16 protein-coding genes are annotated in these 18,491 nt (G+C 73.0%); all 16 read left to right on the forward strand.

Translation table 11 applies throughout. The annotated features are described in order from the left end of the window. Window positions 1-47 precede the first annotated feature (47 nt). The 16 genes from ACIBX3_RS18195 to ACIBX3_RS18270 all read left to right on the forward strand — a co-directional run bounded on the left by ACIBX3_RS18195 (window position 48) and on the right by ACIBX3_RS18270 (window position 18,488). Entirely contained in the window at window positions 48-899 is an 852-nt protein-coding gene (locus ACIBX3_RS18195) for a dihydroorotate dehydrogenase electron transfer subunit (protein ID WP_397118244.1), read from the forward strand. Continuing rightward, window positions 889-1,866 carry a dihydroorotate dehydrogenase gene (locus ACIBX3_RS18200; RefSeq protein WP_397118246.1) on the forward strand — a complete coding sequence of 326 codons (978 nt, stop codon included), beginning with the start codon at window positions 889-891 and terminating at the stop codon, window positions 1,864-1,866. Before ACIBX3_RS18195 ends, ACIBX3_RS18200 begins: the two co-directional genes overlap by 11 nt. Window positions 1,867-2,011: 145 nt before the next feature. After that, on the forward strand, window positions 2,012-2,704 hold the full coding sequence (gene pyrF / locus ACIBX3_RS18205; protein WP_397118248.1) for an orotidine-5'-phosphate decarboxylase: 693 nt from the start codon (window positions 2,012-2,014) through the stop codon (window positions 2,702-2,704). 579 nt (window positions 2,705-3,283) lie between these two features. Next, window positions 3,284-3,607, forward strand: a complete 324-nt coding sequence (gene mihF, locus ACIBX3_RS18210; RefSeq protein ID WP_020541698.1) for an integration host factor, actinobacterial type — start codon at window positions 3,284-3,286, stop codon at window positions 3,605-3,607. 101 nt (window positions 3,608-3,708) lie between these two features. Further along, window positions 3,709-4,317, forward strand: coding sequence for a guanylate kinase (gmk, locus tag ACIBX3_RS18215; protein WP_397118250.1), 609 nt, complete (start codon window positions 3,709-3,711; stop codon window positions 4,315-4,317). 5 nt (window positions 4,318-4,322) lie between these two features. Further along, entirely contained in the window at window positions 4,323-4,592 is a 270-nt protein-coding gene (gene rpoZ / locus ACIBX3_RS18220; protein ID WP_127931975.1) for a DNA-directed RNA polymerase subunit omega, read from the forward strand. 8 nt (window positions 4,593-4,600) lie between these two features. Beyond that, on the forward strand, window positions 4,601-5,980 hold the full coding sequence (gene coaBC / locus ACIBX3_RS18225; protein WP_397118253.1) for a bifunctional phosphopantothenoylcysteine decarboxylase/phosphopantothenate--cysteine ligase CoaBC: 1,380 nt from the start codon (window positions 4,601-4,603) through the stop codon (window positions 5,978-5,980). A 190-nt stretch (window positions 5,981-6,170) separates the two neighbouring features. Beyond that, on the forward strand, window positions 6,171-6,494 hold the full coding sequence (locus tag ACIBX3_RS18230) for a hypothetical protein (protein WP_397118255.1): 324 nt from the start codon (window positions 6,171-6,173) through the stop codon (window positions 6,492-6,494). Between the two features lie 121 nt (window positions 6,495-6,615). Then, window positions 6,616-7,803, forward strand: coding sequence for a methionine adenosyltransferase (gene metK / locus ACIBX3_RS18235; protein WP_397118257.1), 1,188 nt, complete (start codon window positions 6,616-6,618; stop codon window positions 7,801-7,803). A 765-nt stretch (window positions 7,804-8,568) separates the two neighbouring features. Continuing rightward, window positions 8,569-11,487, forward strand: coding sequence for a primosomal protein N' (locus tag ACIBX3_RS18240; RefSeq protein WP_397118258.1), 2,919 nt, complete (start codon window positions 8,569-8,571; stop codon window positions 11,485-11,487). A 49-nt stretch (window positions 11,488-11,536) separates the two neighbouring features. After that, window positions 11,537-13,006 carry a hypothetical protein gene (locus ACIBX3_RS18245; RefSeq protein ID WP_397118260.1) on the forward strand — a complete coding sequence of 490 codons (1,470 nt, stop codon included), beginning with the start codon at window positions 11,537-11,539 and terminating at the stop codon, window positions 13,004-13,006. Between the two features lie 37 nt (window positions 13,007-13,043). Beyond that, window positions 13,044-14,381 carry a hypothetical protein gene (locus tag ACIBX3_RS18250; protein ID WP_397118262.1) on the forward strand — a complete coding sequence of 446 codons (1,338 nt, stop codon included), beginning with the start codon at window positions 13,044-13,046 and terminating at the stop codon, window positions 14,379-14,381. A 28-nt stretch (window positions 14,382-14,409) separates the two neighbouring features. After that, window positions 14,410-14,958 carry a peptide deformylase gene (def, locus tag ACIBX3_RS18255; protein WP_397118264.1) on the forward strand — a complete coding sequence of 183 codons (549 nt, stop codon included), beginning with the start codon at window positions 14,410-14,412 and terminating at the stop codon, window positions 14,956-14,958. Between the two features lie 4 nt (window positions 14,959-14,962). Next, a complete protein-coding gene (gene fmt, locus ACIBX3_RS18260) occupies window positions 14,963-15,889 on the forward strand; it encodes a methionyl-tRNA formyltransferase (RefSeq protein WP_397118266.1) in 927 nt (308 codons plus the stop codon). Window positions 15,890-15,912: 23 nt separating this feature from the next. Then, window positions 15,913-17,433, forward strand: coding sequence for an RsmB/NOP family class I SAM-dependent RNA methyltransferase (locus tag ACIBX3_RS18265; protein ID WP_397118268.1), 1,521 nt, complete (start codon window positions 15,913-15,915; stop codon window positions 17,431-17,433). Between the two features lie 77 nt (window positions 17,434-17,510). Next, complete coding sequence (locus ACIBX3_RS18270) at window positions 17,511-18,488, forward strand: phosphatase PAP2 family protein (RefSeq protein WP_397118270.1); 978 nt, start codon at window positions 17,511-17,513, stop codon at window positions 18,486-18,488. Window positions 18,489-18,491: the final 3 nt, after the last annotated feature.

Below are 18,491 nucleotides of genomic sequence, written 5' to 3' on the forward strand. Positions count from 1 at the left end.
CAGCACGATTCCGGGGCGGGAGGTGAAGACGACTGGCCGGTACTCCGGTGCAGGTGACGGGCACGGTGCTGACGACGCGCCGGGTCGACGCCTACCATGCGCTGACGGTGGTGGCGCCCGGCATAGCCGAGCGCTTCCGCCCCGGTCACTTCGTCTCCGTGGCCGTCGGAGGCGCCCACACGTCGATGGTGACGCGCCGCGCGTTCTCCGTCCACGACGTCAAGGCCGACTACGGCGGCACGGTCGAGCTCGTCTTCACCGCCGGCGGCCGGGGAACGGCGTGGCTGGCCGAGCGGCGCGCCCGGGACACGCTCGACCTGGTCGGCCCGCTGGGCCGGCCCTTTCCGCTGCCGCGCGATCCCGTGCACTGCGTCCTCGTCGGCTCCGAGTACGGCTCCGCCGTGCTGTTCCCGCTGGCCGACGCGCTGCTGGCGCGTGGCTGCCGGGTCGACTTCGTGCTGGGCGGGGCCGGGGCCGAGCGGGTCTTCGGCGCGATGCGGGCCCGCCGCATCGCCGAGACCACCACGCTGACCACCGAGGACGGCTCGCTCGGCCTGCGCGGCAAGGTCACCGACGCGCTGCCCTCGGTGATCGCCGACACGCGGGCCGACGTCGTCTACGCCTGCGCGCCCATGGAGACGCTGCGGGCCGTGACGGCGGTGGCCATGGAGTTCGACATCCCGGTGCAGGTGGCGGTCGAGGAGCAGATGGCGTGCGGCATCGGGGTGTGCATGACGTGCGTGATCCCGGTCATCGGGGACGACGGGGCGACCAGGATGGTGCGGGCGTGCGCTGAAGGGCCGGTGTTCCGGGGGGAGCGGGTGCGCTTCGAGGACGTGGGGACGATCCCGTTCGACGCGCTCGGCGCCCCCGGAGGCGGTGTGCGACATGTCAGTTGATATGCGGACATTTCTGGCGCACGTGGAGCTGGCGAACCCGATCACCACGGCCGCCGGGTGCGCGTCCTCCGGGCAGGAGCTGGCCCAGTTCTTCGACCTGCACCGGCTCGGGGCCCTCACCACCCGCTCGATCACCATGGCGCCGCGCGCGGGGCGGCCCACGCCGCGCATGGCCGAGACGCCCTCGGGCATGCTCAACGCGGTGGGGCTGCAGGGACCGGGCATCGACGCGTTCCTGGAGCGCGAGCTGCCCTGGCTGGCCCAGCGCGGCGTCAAGACCATCGTCTCCATCGGCGGCGGCACCGTCGCCGAGTACTCCGAGCTGGCCCGCAGGCTCGCCGACGCGCCCGGGGTGACCGCTCTGGAGGTCAACCTCTCCTGCCCGAACATGGAGGACCGCGGCCGGGTCTTCGCCCGCGAGGGCAGCGCGGCCGCCGAGGTGATCGCCTCGGTGCGGTCCGTCATGCGGTACGACGTGCCGGTCGTGGCCAAGCTCGCGCCCGACGTGGCCGACATCGTCTCCGTCGCGCGGGCCTGCGTGGACGCCGGGGCCGACGCGCTGTCGATGATCAACAACCCGCTGGGGATGGCCATCGACACCGAGACACTGCGGCCCTCGCTCGCCGCCGTCACCGGCGGGCTGTCCGGGCCCGCCGTCCTGCCGCTGGCCGTACGGTGCGTCTGGCAGGTCCACGCCGCCCTGCCCGGGGTGCCGCTGATCGGCATGGGCGGGGTGATGACCGGGCGGGACGCGTTCCAGCTGGTCCTGGCGGGCGCCTGCGTGGTCGGAGTGGGCACGGCGCTGTTCCACGACCCGTACGCGTGCCTGCGCATCGAACGCGAGCTGGAGGACCTCCTGAGGGTCCGCGGCCTGCAGCGTCTGGCGGACGCCGTCGGCCTGGCCCACCGCCCGCCGGGAAGCGCTCCGAGGCACCTGCTGGTCGACACCGAGGAGACCACGACGTGACCTCGCCCGTCCGACAGGTCTCTCCTCCACCCCCGCGACCCCGAGCAGCCCACCTCCTGACCTCTCGATCCCGAGCAGCCCGCCTCCTGACTCCTCGATCCCGAGGAGAGCACCACCTGATTCCCGACACCGAAGAGAGCACGACTTGACTCCCGCACCCATCGCCGTCGCCCTCGACGCCCCTGACCTGGAGACCGCCGCTCGTTGGGCGGCGCTGGTGACCCCCCACGTCAGCACGGTCAAGGTGGGCCTGGAGCTCTACCTGCGTTACGGCCCCGACGTGATCGCCTCCGTGCGGGGCGCCAGCGGCGTTCAGGTGTTCCTCGACCTCAAGCTGCACGACATCCCCAACACCGTCGCCGGCGCCGCCCGCGCCGTCGCCCGGCTGCGGCCCGCGATCCTCACCGTGCACGCGGCCGGCGGCCCGGCCATGATCCGCGCCGCCGTGGAGTCCGCCCCCCACACCAAGATCGCCGCGGTGACCATCCTGACCTCGCTCACGGAGGCCGACCTGGGCCGCATCGGGCTCGTCGGACCCGCCGACGACGCGGTGCGCCGCCTGGCCGCCCTGTCGGTGGAGGCGGGCGCCACGGCCCTGGTGTGCTCGCCCAACGAGGTGTCGGCGGTGCGGGCCGAGGTGGGGAAGGGCGTCACGCTCATCACGCCGGGCGTGCGTCCCACGGGAGCCGCCACGCAGGACCAGGTACGGGTGGCGACGCCGGAGCAGGCGCTGGCGGACGGCGCCGACCTGCTCGTCATCGGCCGCCCCATCACCGGCTCGCCGGACCCGGGCGCCGCGGCCGCCGCCATCGCCGCCTCCCTCCGCCGGGCCTCGTAACAGCGTCTTCGGTTCTCTGCGTTCATCCACGGCCGGCACCGCCCTCCGCGGCGGATCTCGCTGACGGGTGGCGGCGCTGCCGCACGCGGCGAACGTCGGTGCACGCCCGCGGCCCATGGCGCACGACGGCGCGTGGGCCTCGATCACCATTCCCGTTGCGGCAACAGGCTCCCGAGGGCCGGGAAACCACGCACCGTGACGAGCGCACGCTCGGCTCCACGCCGGAGCCGGTCGGCGATCAGCCTCGCGGAGGCGTCCCCATACAAGATCATACAGGGTTCGCACGCAAGATCAAAGTCAATCGCGCCGAGGGTTTCGGCCCAGGTAAGAGATTGGTTTCGGACATGGGGCGATGAGTGGAATGCGATCATCGTTGCGTTTCGCGACATCGTCGCGTGCCGACGCGAGAAGCGGGAAGTGAGGACGATTTGATCAGCACTGTGTGATTTTTCGATCGCACAAAGTGATGAAGTGGATTTTGTGGCGAGAGAAACCGCTCTTGACGTTGCTTAGGGGGCGATGACCAGCTAGTTTCCCTTGCCGTCCGAGTACATCGACAGAAATTCGAGGTGACCCGGCGTGGCTCTTCCTCCCCTGACCCCTGAGCAGCGCGCCGCAGCCCTGGAGAAGGCTGCCAAGGCCCGTAAAGAGCGTGCCGAGGTCAAGAACCGGCTCAAGCATGGCGCGGTTTCTCTGGCTGAGGTGCTCAAGGATGGGCAGACCGACGACGTCATCGGCAAGATGAAGGTGTCGGCCTTGTTGGAATCGCTCCCCGGCGTGGGCAAAGTCCGCGCCAAGCAGCTCATGGAGCGGCTTGCCATCGCCGAGTCCCGCCGCGTGCGGGGTCTCGGCGCGAACCAGAGGGCCTCCCTCGAGCGCGAGTTCGGTGGCAACGAGAGCTAATCTCTGTTCCACACGAAAGCGCGGGTTCAACGGGGGGTAGGAAAGTGACCGACAGGTCCTGGTCCGGCGATGCAGGTGCCCACGAGGCAGTCGGACCGGGGATGGAGGCTGGATTCCTGCCCATGAGCGAACGGCGGCTGACGGTCCTTTCAGGGCCGTCGGGCGTCGGCAAGTCCACGGTCGTCGCCGAGCTCCGGCGGGCACACCCCGAGGTGTGGCTGTCGGTCTCGGTGACCACCAGGAGGCCCCGGCCCGGCGAGGTCAACGGGGTTCACTACTTCTTCGTCGACGGCGAGGAGTTCGACCGGCTGGTGGAGGCCGGCGAGCTGCTCGAGTGGGCGGAGTTCGCGGGCAACCGCTACGGCACACCGCGCGAGCCCGTGCTCAAGAAGCTCGCCGAAGGCGTGCCCACGCTGCTCGAGATCGACCTCGAGGGCGCCAGGCAGGTACGCAGGAGCATGCCGGAGGCGCTGCTGGTGTTCCTGGCCCCGCCCACCTGGGAGGAGCTGGAGAAGCGGCTGCGTGGCCGCGGCACCGAGCCCGAGGACGTCATCGCGCGCCGCCTGGAGGCCGGGCGGATCGAGATGGCGGCGGAGTCCGAGTTCGACCTGACGCTGGTCAACACGAGCGTCCAGAATGTGTGCCACCGGCTGATAGCCTTGATGACTGACCCTCAGGGGGTCACGACAACCACCAAACGAGAGGTCTGACAATCGTGGCAGGCACCACAGCGGCCGCGGAGGGTATCACCAACCCGCCGATCGACGCGCTGCTCGACATCGTCGACAGCAAATACTCTTTGGTGATCATGGGCGCCAAGCGCGCTCGCCAGATCAACGCCTACTACTCCCAGCTCGGCGAGGGCCTGCTGGAATACGTCGGCCCTCTGGTCGAGACGCACGCCCAGGAGAAGCCGCTGTCCATCGCGCTGCGCGAGGTCTCCGAGGGCCTGCTCAACGCCGAGCCCATCGAAGGCGCGGTCTGACCCCTTCGATGAAGGTCGTCCTGGGCGTCAGCGGCGGCATCGCCGCGTACAAGGCGTGCGAGCTGCTGCGCCTGTTCACCGAGTCCGGGCACGAGGTGCGGGTCGTGCCGACCCGCGAGGCCCTCAAGTTCGTGGGCGCGCCCACCTGGGCCGCCCTGTCGGGCAGCCCCGTGTCGGCGGAGGTGTGGGACGACGTTCACGAGGTGCCCCACGTGAGGATCGGCAAGCAGGCCGACCTCGTCGTGGTGGCGCCGGCGACCGCCGACGTGCTCGCCAGGGCGGCGCACGGGCTGGCCGGCGACCTGCTGACCAACACGCTGCTGACCGCGACGTGCCCGGTCGTGTTCGCGCCGGCGATGCACACCGAGATGTGGCAGCACCCCGCCACCCGCGCCAACGTCGCGACGCTCCGCGAGCGGGGCGCCGTCGTGATCGACCCGGCCGTCGGGCGGCTCACCGGCGCCGACACCGGCCCCGGCCGCCTGCCCGACCCCGCCGAGATCTTCCAGGTCTGCCTGCGGGTCCTGCGCGGGCGGCCGCGTGACCTCGCCGGGCACAAGATCGTGGTGTCCGCCGGCGGCACCCGCGAGGCCATCGACCCGGTGCGCTACATCGGCAACCGGTCATCCGGCCTGCAGGGGTACGCGCTGGCCCGCACCGCCGTCGCCCGGGGCGCCGAGGTGACCCTCGTGGCCGCGAACGTCACGCTGCCCGACCCCGCCGGGGCCACGGTGGTGCGGGTGGAGTCCGCGGCCCAGCTGCGCGAGGCGGTGCTCACCGCCGCCGACGCCGACGCCGACGTCGTCGTGATGGCCGCCGCGGTGGCCGACTTCCGGCCCGCGACATGGCACGAGGCCAAGATCAAGAAGACGGACGGCGAACCGGAGCCCATCCGCCTGACCAAGAATCCCGACATCCTGGCCGAGCTCGGCGAGCGCCGCCGCCGGGCGAGAGAGGCCGGGCAGCCGGTCCCAGGACCGGACGGTGGCGTGCACGCCGGGCTGAGCTCGGGCGCCGGCGCGTCGAGGCCGGAGGCCACCGTGACCGTCGCCGCCGAGCCTGGACCCAGGGGCGGCCCGCCGGCGCCCGGAGCCGTGATGTCCGGCGTGGCCGAGCCGCGATCCGCCCGCGGCCTGACGTACCCGCGGGTGATCGTCGGGTTCGCGGCCGAGACGCACGACGTGCTCGCCAACGGCCAGGCCAAGCTCGCGCGCAAGGGCTGCGACCTGCTGGTCGTCAACCAGGTGGGGGAGGGCCTGGCCTTCGGCACCCCCGACAACGCGGCCACGGTGCTCGTCGCCGGCGGCGCACCGGTCGAAGTGCCGTTCGGGCCCAAGGAGGACGTCGCCGACGCCGTCTGGGACCTGGTCGCCGCGCGCCTTTCCTGACGCCGCGCCGATACCCGGAAAGCTCGCACAAGGGACGCCGTCCCGTGCGGCGCACATCCGGCAGACCGCGCAAAGTGCCAAGGCCGATTACCCGATCACCTGTTGCGACACCCCCATATGCCTGCGGATACTGGCGTCAAGGGGGGACAGAATGCCGGTGGGTTCTGCTGTCAGGGATCGTTGTAGGACGTTGCTCGGTGATCAGGGGGAGATCCACTACGTCTTCCCCGCGTTCTCCGCCGGCCCGGCGGGAACGGGGCATTTCCTGATCGTCATCAGGGACGCGTCCATCGCGGTGCTGGCCACCAGGACGCTGAGGAGCGATCGGCCGGTCGCGGTCGTCGCGGAGTTCCCGCGGCAGACCATGCTCGGTCCCATCCTGCCCGGACCGGTCATCGAGCTGGGGCCGATGGTGCTCGAGTTCGACGAGGAGTACGCCGCGGTGATCTCGGCCGCCGACGCCGAGATCTTCGCGCCCGACACGCTGCCTCCCGATCCTCTGCCCAACCTCTAGGGGGAGAGGGATAGTGTACGGTTTCGCGACCCGGCACAGGGTAGGGCTAGACTTCGGCGAGGCCCTGGCGTGTGTCCGGGCCTTACATTCGTCAGCAGCCGCTGCATGAGGAGCCACTGAGTTGTCACGTCGCCTGTTCACCTCCGAGTCGGTCACCGAGGGCCACCCGGACAAGATCGCCGACCAGATCAGTGACGCGATTCTCGACGCCATGCTCAAGGACGACCCCAAGAGCCGGGTCGCCGTCGAGACGATGATCACTACGGGCCAGGTTCACGTCGCAGGCGAGGTCACGACCGAGACCTACGTCGACATCCCCGGCGTCATCCGCGAGAAGATCCTGGAGATCGGCTACGACGCCTCCCACAAGGGCTTCGACGGCGCCTCGTGCGGCGTGTCGGTGTCCATCGGAGCGCAGTCGCCCGACATCGCCCAGGGCGTCGACGACGCCTACGAGCACCGGGTGGGCGGCGACGTGGACGAGCTCGACCGGCAGGGCGCGGGTGACCAGGGCCTCATGTTCGGCTACGCCTGCCGCGAGACCCCCGAGCTGATGCCGCTGCCGATCACGCTCGCCCACCGCCTCGCGCAGCGGCTGTCGCAGGTGCGCAAGTCCGGCACGGTGCCCTACCTCCGGCCCGACGGCAAGACCCAGGTGACGATCGAGTACGACGGCGACACGCCCGTCCGCCTCGACACCGTGGTCGTCTCGACGCAGCACGCGGCCGAGATCGACCTCAAGGAGATGCTGACGCCCGACATCAAGGAGCACGTGGTCGACCCCGTGCTGGCGGACCTCGACCTCGACACCGAGGGCTACCGGCTGCTGGTCAACCCGACCGGCCGCTTCGAGATCGGCGGCCCGATGGGCGACGCCGGCCTGACCGGCCGCAAGATCATTATCGACACCTACGGCGGCATGGCCCGCCACGGCGGCGGCGCGTTCTCCGGCAAGGACCCGTCCAAGGTGGACCGCTCGGCCGCGTACGCGATGCGCTGGGTCGCCAAGAACGTCGTGGCGGCGGGGCTGGCCGACCGGTGCGAGGTGCAGGTGGCGTACGCGATCGGCAAGGCTCAGCCGGTCGGTCTGTTCGTGGAGTGCTTCGGCACCGAGAAGCTGCCGGTGGAGAAGATCCAGGCCGCCGTCCTCCAGGTGTTCGACCTGCGTCCGGCCGCGATCATCCGCGACCTGGACCTGCTGCGGCCGATCTACTCGGAGACGGCCGCCTACGGGCACTTCGGCCGTGAGGGCTTCTCCTGGGAGTCCACGGACCGCGCCGAGGCCCTGAGGACCGCCGCCGGTCTCTGAGGCCTCTGACCCCGCTCTTCTGGGCACGGAGGCGCCGTCGCGGCATGCGTGGCGCCTCCGACCCACAAGCTTCCCCATGGTGGACATGTGGAAGGTGGCCAAGCCCTGCACGGAACGAAGCCAATGGCGGCAGGGCGTGTCGCTTCAGGGCGTGGAGACCTCCAGACGGTAGTCGGGTCTGGGAAGCGCCAAGCACCGCGCTCCGTGACTCGCGGCGTCCGCGGCGGGAGTTCCCGCCGCAGGCGGGACGGGAGTCCTCGCCCTTCACGGCAAGGCGCAGGTCAAGAGACCTGGCCCGCGCTGGGAGACATCCGGCCCGTCGATGCGGCCGTGGCCGGCTCTGGGCGAGCCCGGCCCGGCCGATGCGGTCCCGGTCTTTTCGATGGCCCGGTCCGCCCTATGAGGCGCCGGCTTGTACATGAGCCGGATTTCGCCGGGTGGCGCCGTCGTCGCGCCGTGGCGCGCGAAGCGTTCGTGCGACGGCGGTGGCCGTGGTCAGATGGGTCGCGTGCCGGGCTGGGCCGCGCGGACCGGCTCCTGATCGTGACGGTGCTCTGAGCCGTGCCGGCCGCCCATGGATTGCGGCGGGCCCGGCCCTTTCGGATCGTGGCGCTGTCCGGGCGGCGTATGCGGCCTCGGAACGTGGTGCCGGCCAGACGCGCATGCCGCCTCCGCGCCGTGGCGCTGGTCCGCGGGTGTGGGGGCGATGCCGTTCAGGTCTCGGCGGCGGGCGTTCGTGGTGGTGGGGTCTGGTAGACGTTAGGCGTGACCGACTCCGACGACGCCCTCCTGCCGCTCGACGCCGTGCGGCCCTCAGCGTCGTCGAAGGACACCAAGGGCGCCGTCGTACCCGCTCCTGAGCGCCCGGTGGCGAGGGTGGTCGTCGACAGCCCTCTGCCGCATCTCGACCGCCCCTTCGACTACCTGATCCCCGCGTCCATGCACGAGACGGCCGAGCCGGGCGTGCGGGTGCGGGTGCGGTTCGCGGGAAAGCTGGTCGACGGGTTCCTGCTGGAGCGGACCGGTGAGAGCGATCATGAGGGCAAGCTGACGCCGCTGGAACGGGTCGTGTCCCCCGAACGGGTGCTGACGCCGGAGATCGCCGGCCTGGCCAGAGCGGTCGCCGACCGGTACGCCGGCACCCTCACCGACGTGCTCCGCCTCGCCGTCCCGCCCCGCCACGCCAGGGCCGAGTCGGAGACGCCCAAGCAGGACGGTCCGGCCACCCCGGAGTCCCGGCCGGCCGCCGCTGATGTCCAGCCGGACCCCGCCGGCCGATCGGCCGCCACCGGTGGCCGGCAGGGCGCCGCCGCCCAGTCGGCCGTATCGGTGGGGGAGCCGGCGGAAAGTGGGAGCGCCTGGGACGCGTACCCCACCGGCGCCTCCTTCCTGGACGCGCTGCGCAACGGGCGCGCCCCACGGGCCGTGTGGTCGGCCCTGCCCGGCGCCAGAGGGTGGGCCGGGGCGATGGCGGAGGCCGTGCGGGCGACGCTGGACGGCGGCAGGGGGGCCGTCGTCGTGGTTCCCGACGGCAAGGACGTGGCGCTGGCCGACGGCGAGTTCACGCGGGTGCTCGGCCCCGGCAGGCACGTGGCGCTCACCGCCGACCTCGGCCCCGCCGAGCGTTACCGGCGGTGGCTGAGGGTGCTGAGAGGCCAGGTACGCGCCGTCGTCGGCACCAGGGCCGCCATGTTCGCCCCCGTCGCCGATCTCGGCCTGGTGGCCATCTGGGACGACGGAGACGACCTGCACGCCGAGCGCCTGGCCCCCTACCCCCACGCCCGCGAGGTCCTCGGGCTCAGGGCCCACAGGACCGGCGCGGCGATGCTGATCGGCGGGTACGCCCGTACCGCCGAGGCCACCCAGCTCATCGCCGGCCGCTGGGCCAGGCCGATCGTGGCCGCCCGTACGACGATCAGGAGCCTCGCCCCCCGGGTCCGGCCCGCGGGAGAGGACGCCGAGCTGGCCAAGGACCAGGCCGCCCGCCAGGCCAGACTGCCCAGCATCGCGTGGCGGGCCCTGCGCCACGGGCTGGAGAGCGGCCCGGTGCTCGTCCAGGTTCCGAGGCGTGGTTACCTGCCCGCCCTCGCCTGCCGCCACTGCCGTACCCCGGCCCGCTGCACGCACCCGCCCACCCGCACGGCCGGGGGGCTCCTGGCCGCTGCCGTCCCGCCGGGCGACATCGCCGGCCCCGGCGTCCCGACGGCGATCCCGCTCGGCGACCCGACCGGCCCGCTCGGAGGTCCGCCGCGTCGGCTCGGTGGTTCGCCGGGTCCGTCCGGTGGTTCGCCGGGTCCGCTCGGTGGTCTGCCGGGTTCGGCTGTCGACGGGGCCGGTCTGGTGGACGCGGCCGGGTGCCCGTTGACCGGCGATCCGGCAGAAAGGGACACGCCGTTCCCTGGCGGACCGGCCGGAGTGGACACGCCGCCCCCTGGCGGAGCAGCCGGACAGACGCCTCTTGGCCGGCCGGACGGACGGACGCCTCCGGGCGGTTCCCGCCCGCTGGGCGGTCCTGGTGGCGCGGGCGTACGGGGCGGCTCCGGTGGCGAGGGGCCGGCAGGCGGCCCGGAGAACTCGGATCTGGCGGGTGGCGCGGGTGGCTGGGGCGGCCGGGGTGGTTCAGGCGGCCCGGATGGCTCCGGTAGTCCGGGTGGCTCGGGTCCCGGAGCCCGCGCCGAGGGCACGACACCGACACGCGGCGCGGGTTCGACGGGCGCCGACTCGAGCCCGGCGGGCGGCGCTGCGCCGGCGGGTGGGGCGGGTTCGATGGGCGCCGGTTCAGGTTCGGTGGGTGGTTCGGGTTCGGTGGGTGGCGCGGGCCCGAGGGGTGCTGGTCCGGGTCCGGCGGGCGGCGCGGGATCTTCCGGCGGTTCCGATGGTGCCGGGTCGATGGGTGTGCTCGGTGGGGCGGCGTCGTTCTGTCACGGGCCGCTTGCGCTTCGAGGCGGCCACGCCGCTCCCTACTGCCGCTGGTGCGGGCGGGTGGACGCCGACTGGCGGTGCCCGACCTGCGGCAGCCCGCGCCTGCGCGCCGTGGTCACCGGCGCCCGCCGCACCGCCGAGGAGCTGGGCCGGGCCTTTCCGTCGGTCCAGGTGCGCACGTCCGGCCGCGACGGCGTGCTGGCCACCGTTCCCGCCACCCGCGCGCTGGTCGTCGCCACGCCCGGCGCCGAGCCGGTGGCCGAGGGCGGGTACGCCGCGGCCGTGTTGCTCGACGGGTGGGCGCTGCTGGGCCGGGCCGACCTGCGGGCGGGCGAGGAGGCCGTGCGCCGCTGGATGAACGCCGCCGCCCTCCTCCGCCCCGGCGCCGAGCTGGTGGTGCTGGCGGACGCCGCGCTGCCCGCCGTACAGGCCCTGCTGCGGTGGGACCCCGTCACCCACGCCGAGCGGGAACTCGCCGACCGGGCCGAGCTGGGGTTCCCGCCCGCCGTGCGGATGGCGACGCTCACCGGCGTGGCGAGCGCGGTCAGGCAGATGCTCGACGAGGTACGCCTCCCGCCGGACGCCCAGGTCCTCGGCCCCGTGCCCGTCGACGACGCCGGCCAGGAACGCGCCATGATCCGCGTACGCAGGAACGGCGGCGCCGCGCTGGCCGCTGCGCTCAAGGGGGCCAGTGGGGTACGCGCGGCGCGTAAGACGCCAGATGTCGTGAGGGTGAGTGTCGACCCCCTCGACCTGATTTGAACCGTTTCCCCGATTCGCTCATCTGGTGACCAGCCGTTAGCGTGCCTCTGTGTCGATCGAATGGGTGAATCAGGCCATCGACGATCTGCGCGCTTGGGGGCGCGCGCGGGAAGTCGAGGTGGACGCGGATGAGGTCCGCCTTCTCTGCGACTACGCCAGCGACTACCTCAACGTCAACGAACTCGGTGATTTCACTCCGGAAACCTTCGACGAGCTGCTCCTGTCCATCTACCCGCGCAAGGTCATCGCGCCTCCGGAGAGCGCGCCGGAGACCGTCGCCGCCGCCCGTACCCTCGTCGACTATCTCGGCGAGGTTGGCACGGTCCCCGAGGAGCGGGTGGCGCGGATGCGGGAGCGGCTCGACGACATCGAGCCGCGCATGCCCGAGGCGCTCGCCGACCCCTCGAACTTCGGCATGGCCAAGAGCCTGTTCAGCGCCATCGGACCAGAATCGCTCGAGCAGTCGATCGCCATCCCGTCCGGTGAGGTGCCCGACCTGGGCGAGGCGCCCTGCGACTGCCCCGGCTGCACCCCGCTGCCCGCCGCCAGGCTGGCGCCGCCCGAGGACCTCCTCGCCGCCCTGCGGACCGTGCCAATGCTCGAGAAGCATCCCCTGCCGGGAGACGACGAGCCGCTGCGGGAGTGGGCGCAGACCGTCGCCCGCATCCTCGACCAGGACACGCGCGGCACGATCACCGGCTCCGCCGAGCTCGACGAGGAGCTCTACGACCTGTTCGACATGCTCTACCGGCTGCAGGTGAGCGTGCCGGTCAGCGTGATCGGCGACTATCTCGACGACCTCGCCGGCGACGGCGAGACCGATCTGGCCAGGGCGCTCGACCGGCTGGCCTGGTGCGGCCTGCTGCGGCTCGAGGGCGACAACGCCGAGCTCACGCCGCTGGCCGTCTGGGCGCTGCGCGAGCACTACCTGTCGCTCGGCCTCGACGCCCCGCAGGCTCCCGACCTGGCCGAGGCCGACGCGCTCGGCCTCATCGAAGGGCTGCTCGACGGCGTGCCCGCCGAGTTCGCCGAGGACGACATCGACCGCTGGCTGACCGGCAGGACGCCCGGCGAGGCCGCGGGCGCGCTGCTGGCCGCCGCCTCCGGCGCGCCCGCCGTGGCCCGCGGCATCGCGATCACCATCGTCGACCGGCTCGGGACCGAGGCCGAGCCTCAGGTGCGCGCCTACCTCGAGGACGAGGAGCTGCGGCCGCACGCCATCCACTGGCTGGCCGCCCGCGGGCTGCCCGCGCCGCAGCTCACCCAGGACGAGCTGCTCTGGGTCAGCGTCGACATGCTCGCGCTGGCGATGCCCGCGGCCGAGGAGGACCCCGAGATCTTCGCCGAGAACATGGCCGCCTCCGGCCCGCCGGCCCATATGATCGAGGAGATGTGGCGGGTCGACCACCCCGATGTCGTGGACGTCCTGGAGCTGCTCGGACGCTCCATCCCCGACAGCACGGTCGCCAAGGCGGCACGTAAGGCGGCCTTCAAAGCCCGCTCCCGTGCCATCCGTTGAGTACGCTCATGTGACTGCTGTGCAGTAAGTTTCGTGGGTGGCCAACAACGTCTTCGACCTCGCCGAGCTGCGCAAGCTGATCGATGAGCAGGCCGCCGTGCCCGCACGGCAGCCCGAGGAGCCTCCCGCGGAGGAGCACGAAGCGCTGACCTTCCCGCCGGTCCTGCTCGCGCCCGACGCGGAGCTGGCCAGGGCGGTGTCCGCGGTGCCGCTCGTCGCCGACGCCATCAGGCTCACCGCCTGGACCGGCGCCCGCCAGGTGGGCGCCGACGGCCATCTGAGCGCGGCCGACGCGGCCGCCGCGGCCGAGGAGCTGGGCCGGCCCGCCGAGCGGCTGCGCCTCGTCTGGATCGTCGCCGTCAACACCGGGCTGCTGCAGATCACCGGCGGCCGGGTGTCGCGGGGGCCGCTGTCGATGCGGCTCACGGTCGAGGCCACGCTGGAGTTCTGGGACGGCGTGGTCATGGACGTGCTCGATCGCGCCGACACGGGCCTGACCGGCTCGGCCGTGGTCGACAGCCACCTGGCCGAGATGCTGGCCACGATCTATTCCGTACGCTCCGGCGTCGCCACCGCCAACCTCGCCAGAGGCATCCTCCAGTCTCACGAGGTCGCCTGCGCGCCCGGCCCCGTCGAGATGCGCAGGCTCGCCGCCGCGCTGCCCGCCGAGTTGCTGGAGGCCCTGTCGCTGCTGGCGTACTGCGGCCTGGTCGAGCAGACCGCCGCGGGCCGCACCGCGCTCACCCCGCTCGGCGTCTGGGCCATCCGCCGCGACCTGCTGCGCGAGGGGCACGACGCGCCGACCACGGCCGAGGTGGAGGTGTTCGCCGACCTGTCGGCGGCCGAGCTGGTCGAGGCGCTCGTCAAGGGCTCGGCCACGCAGAGCGCCGTCGCCGGCTGGCTGGAGCGCCGCCCGCCGGCCTCGGCCGCCCGCGACCTGATCGAGATCGCCGCGTCCGGCACGGCCGGCCAGCGCGGCGTGGTCGGCGCGATCCTCGAGGAGCTGGGGCCGGAGGCGGAAGAGCCTGTCAGACAGGCGCTCGGCCACCCGCTGATGCGCCGCTACGCGGCCTCCTGGCTGCACATCCGCGACCTGCAGGCGCCGCCGCTCAGCCCGGAGGACCACACGTGGATCGCGGTCGACGTGCTGGCCGCCCTCATGCACCTGCCCGCGCCCGCCGCGGGCCGGCTCGACGCTCCCGAGCCGGGGGAGGACCTGATCAAGCTGGTCGGCGAGATGCCCACGGTCGGCCACCCGGACACGATCGCGGTGCTCGACATGCTGGCGGCCGGCCACGACGACCAGGCGGTGGCCAAGGCGGCGCGCAAGGCCGCGATGAAGGCGCGCTCGCTCCAGCCCACTAAACTGGGCTGATCCACCCCTTGAGAAACGGAGTGACCCCTTGACGATCCAGTCGATCCGGCTGTTCGGAGACCCGGTGTTGCGCACCCCGGCGGCCCCGGTCGTCGACTTCGACAAGGAGCTCCGCAAGCTGGTCAAAGACTTGACCGACACGATGATGGACGCCCCGGGCGCGGGCCTGGCGGCCCCGCAGATCGGCGTCGGGCTGCGGGTGTTCACCTACTACGTGGACGACCAGCTCGGCCACCTGATCAATCCCGACCTCGACCTGTCGCCGGAGCTCGACGAGGAGGGCGAGGAGGGCTGCCTGTCCTTCCCCGGCCTGTCGTTCCCGACGCCGCGCGCCGTCCGCGCCGTGGCCAAGGGATTCGACATGCACGGCGAGCCCGTCACGCTGGAGGGCACCGACCTGATGGCCCGCTGCTTCCAGCACGAGACCGACCACCTCGACGGCATCCTGTTCATCGACCGCATGGACCCCAAGCAGCGCAAGCTGGCCATGAAGGCGGTCCGCGAGGCCGAGTGGAGCGGCCTGTCGGCCCCGGTCATCAAATACTCGCCGCACGTGACCGGCGGAAAGGCGCTCTGAGAGCATGCGTCTGGTCTTCGCGGGCACACCCGAGACGGCGCTGCCGTCGCTGCGCACCCTGCTCGACTCGCCGCGGCACGAGGTGGTGGCGGTCGTCACCCGCCCCGACGCGCAGTCGGGCCGGGGACGCAAGGTCCACCCCTCGCCGGTGGCCGAGCTCGCCGAGGAGGCGGGCATCGAGGTGCTCCGCCCGCAGAAGGCCGGCGACCCGGCCTTCCTCGACCGGCTGCGGACCCTGGAGCCCGACTGCTGCCCCGTGGTCGCGTACGGCGCGCTGCTGCCCCAGTCGGCGCTCGACGTGCCCCGCCACGGGTGGATCAACCTGCACTTCTCGATCCTGCCCGCCTGGCGTGGCGCCGCGCCCGTCCAGCGCTCGATCCTGCACGGCGACGAGATCACCGGCGCGACCACGTTCCAGATCGTCAAGGAGCTGGACGCGGGGCCCGTCTACGGCGTCGTCACCGAGGAGATCCGCGTCACCGACACCAGCGGGTCGCTGCTCGAGCGGCTGTCGGTCTCCGGGGCCGGGCTGCTCGCCGCCACGCTCGACGGCGTCGAGGACGGCACCCTGGAGGCCCGGCCCCAGCCGGCCGACGGGGTGACGATGGCCCCCAAGATCAACGTCGTCGACGCCCGGGTCGACTGGGCCAAGCCGGCCATGCACGTCGACCGGCTCGTCCGGGCCTGCACGCCCAACCCCGGCGCCTGGAGCGAGTTCCGGGGCCAGCGGATCAAACTCGGGCCCGTGCGGCCGGTCCCCGGCGAGCGGCTGGCGCCTGGGGAGATCGCGGCCTCCAAGACGGCGGTGCTGGTCGGGACCGCCACCGACGCCGTGGAGCTGGGTGAGGTGCAGCCGCAGGGCAAGCGGCTGATGGGGGCCGTGGAGTGGGCTCGCGGAGTCCGCCCCGCGGGCAAAGAGATCTTCGAGTGACCCGATCGGGGAAGTCTGACGGCATGAGGGCCAAGGGGGACCAAGGGTCCGGAGGCGGTGCGGCCCGCGGAGGCGGACGCCAGGGCGCCGGAGGCGGCACAGGCCGGGGCGGCGCAGGCGGGGGCGGCGCAGGCGGGGGCGGCGCAGGCCGGGGGGCCGGTGGTGGTGAGGGGCGCTCGCGAGGGCCGCGCAGGCCGCCGCGTGACCCGGCTCGCAACGCCGCCTTCGACGTGGTGCGCGCCGTCGACGAGCGCGACGCGTACGCCAACCTGCTCCTCCCGCGCCTCCTGCGCGAGCGCGGCATCAAGGGGCGCGACGCCGCGCTGGCCACCGAGCTCGCGTACGGCACGCTGCGCGGCCTCGGCACCTACGACGCGATCATCGAGATGTGCAGCGACCGCCCGCCCGACCCCGACGTGCGCGACGCCCTGCGGCTCGGCGCGCACCAGCTGCTGCGCATGCGCGTCCCGCCGCACGCCGCCGTCGGCACCACCGTCGACCTGGTACGCCTGCGCGTCGGGCCCGGCGCGGCCAAGTTCGCCAACGCGGTCCTGCGCAAGATCGCGTCCAGGACGATCGAGGAATGGGTGCCCATCGTCGCGCCCGACCCGGCCGACGACCCGGTCGGCCACCTCGCCGTCGCCCACGGCCACCCCCGGTGGATCGTCTCCGCCTTCCGCGACGCGCTCGGCGGGGACGCCGAGCTGCCCGACCTGCTCGAAGCCGACAACGCCCGGCCGCTGGTGACGCTGGTCGCGCGGCCGGGGCGCAGCTCGGTGAAGGAACTGGAGGAGGCGGGCGCCATCCCGGGCCGTTACTCGCCGTACGCCGCGTACCTGCGCGAAGGCGATCCCGGGCAGATCGACGCCGTGGCCAGGACCCGCGCCGCCGTGCAGGACGAGGCCAGCCAGCTCGTGGCGCTCGCCCTGACCCGGGTGCCGGTCGAGCGGGAGGGCGAGGAGCTGTGGCTCGACATGTGCGCCGGGCCCGGCGGCAAGGCGGGGCTGCTCGACGCCATCGCCACGTACGGGGATCCCTCGGGGTTCCCCGGCGGGGCGCGACTGGTCGCCGCGGACGTGCAGTACCACCGGGCGCGGCTGGTCTGGCAGACCACCCGGCACGCGGGGGTGGTCACGGCGGACGGCACGGAGCCCGCGTGGCTGCCCGGGGCGTTCGACCGGGTCATGCTCGACGCGCCCTGCACCGGGCTGGGGGCGCTGCGGCGGCGGCCCGAGGCGCGGTGGCGGCGCGACCCGTCCGGCATCGCGGAGCTGGGCAAGCTGCAGCGGCGGCTGCTCACCACGGCGCTGGACGCGGCACGCCCCGGCGGCGTCGTGGCGTACGTCACCTGCTCGCCGCACCTGGCCGAGACCCGGGTCGTGCTGGGGGACGTGCTCGGGCGCCGGGATGATGCGGAGGAGCTCGACGCGCGGGACTATCTGCCGGAGGTGGACGGTCTCGGAGACGGGCCGCACGCCCAGTTCTGGCCGCACCGCCACGGCACCGACGCCATGTTCCTGGCCCTGCTCCGCAAACGCGCCTGACATCCCGGCCGGCCCGCCCGGCGGACGTATTCGGTTGATCTGTCGCGCCAATGGGCAGATGTGGTCGGATCGACGCCGTGGACTTCCTGGACGACCTTCACAGAGCGGAGCTGGAGCCCATCATCTGGCTCCAGCAGTGGCCGGACTGGGTGCGGCCGGTGATGGAGCTCCTGTCCGTGTTCGGCACGGACACGTTCTTCCTGCTGTGCCTGCCCGTCCTCTACTGGTGCGTGGATCCCAGGCTCGCCCTCCGGCTGGCCCTCACGGTCATGGTCTCCGCGGCGGCCAACTCGATCATCAAGCTGGCCGCCCACCAGCCCAGGCCGTACTGGATCGACCCCCGGGTGCGCCCGCTCTCCGTCGAAGGCGCCTTCGGCCTGCCGTCGGGGCACGCCCAGAACGGCACCGCCGGCCTGGGCCGGCTGGCCGTGATCGCGGGACGGCCGTGGGCGTTGTGGACGGCGGGCGCGCTCACGGGGCTGGTCTGCCTGAGCCGCGTCTATCTGGGAGTGCACTTCGTCTCGGACGTGGTGAGCGGGGTGCTGCTCGGCGCGGCCGTGCTGCTGCTCGTGCTGAAGCTGGAACGCCCGCTGACGGCGTGGTGGCGCGGGCTGGGGTTGTGGACGCAGCTGGCGGCCTCCGCCGTGCTCTCCGGGGCGTTGATCGGCGCCGCCGCGCTGGCCAACGCCGCGTACACGGGCTGGTCGCTGCCCGCGGCCTGGAGCTCGGCCGGCAAGATCGCACCCGAGAGCCTGTCCACGATCGTCACCATGGCGGGCGTGCTGCTCGGCACACTGGCCGGGGCGTCCATCATGCACAGGATCGGCTGGTTCGACGCGGGCGGGCCGCTCGGGCTGCGCGCCGCGCGCTGGCTGCTCGGCACGGCCGCGGCCGTGCTCATCTGGTACGTCCAGCGCGAGCTGCTGCCCCGGGCCGGCGTGGTCACGTACGCCGGATACGCGGTGCTGGCGCTCTGGGTGCAGCTGGGCGCGCCGGTGATGTTCATCCGGCTCGGGCTGATGAACCGGGCGAAGCAGGCGCGAGCCATTCACTAGACT

Source organism: Nonomuraea sp. NPDC049480 (assembly GCF_044465905.1).
Taxonomy (GTDB): Bacteria; Actinomycetota; Actinomycetes; order Streptosporangiales; family Streptosporangiaceae; genus Nonomuraea.

Coding starts and splice junctions, on each gene's coding strand:
- ACIBX3_RS18200 (WP_397118246.1), top strand. CDS start 889: ATGTCAGTTGATATGCGGACATTTCTGGCGCACGTGGAGCTGGCGAAC.
- gmk (WP_397118250.1), top strand. CDS start 3,709: ATGGAGGCTGGATTCCTGCCCATGAGCGAACGGCGGCTGACGGTCCTT.
- coaBC (WP_397118253.1), top strand. CDS start 4,601: ATGAAGGTCGTCCTGGGCGTCAGCGGCGGCATCGCCGCGTACAAGGCG.
- fmt (WP_397118266.1), top strand. CDS start 14,963: ATGCGTCTGGTCTTCGCGGGCACACCCGAGACGGCGCTGCCGTCGCTG.
- ACIBX3_RS18265 (WP_397118268.1), top strand. CDS start 15,913: ATGAGGGCCAAGGGGGACCAAGGGTCCGGAGGCGGTGCGGCCCGCGGA.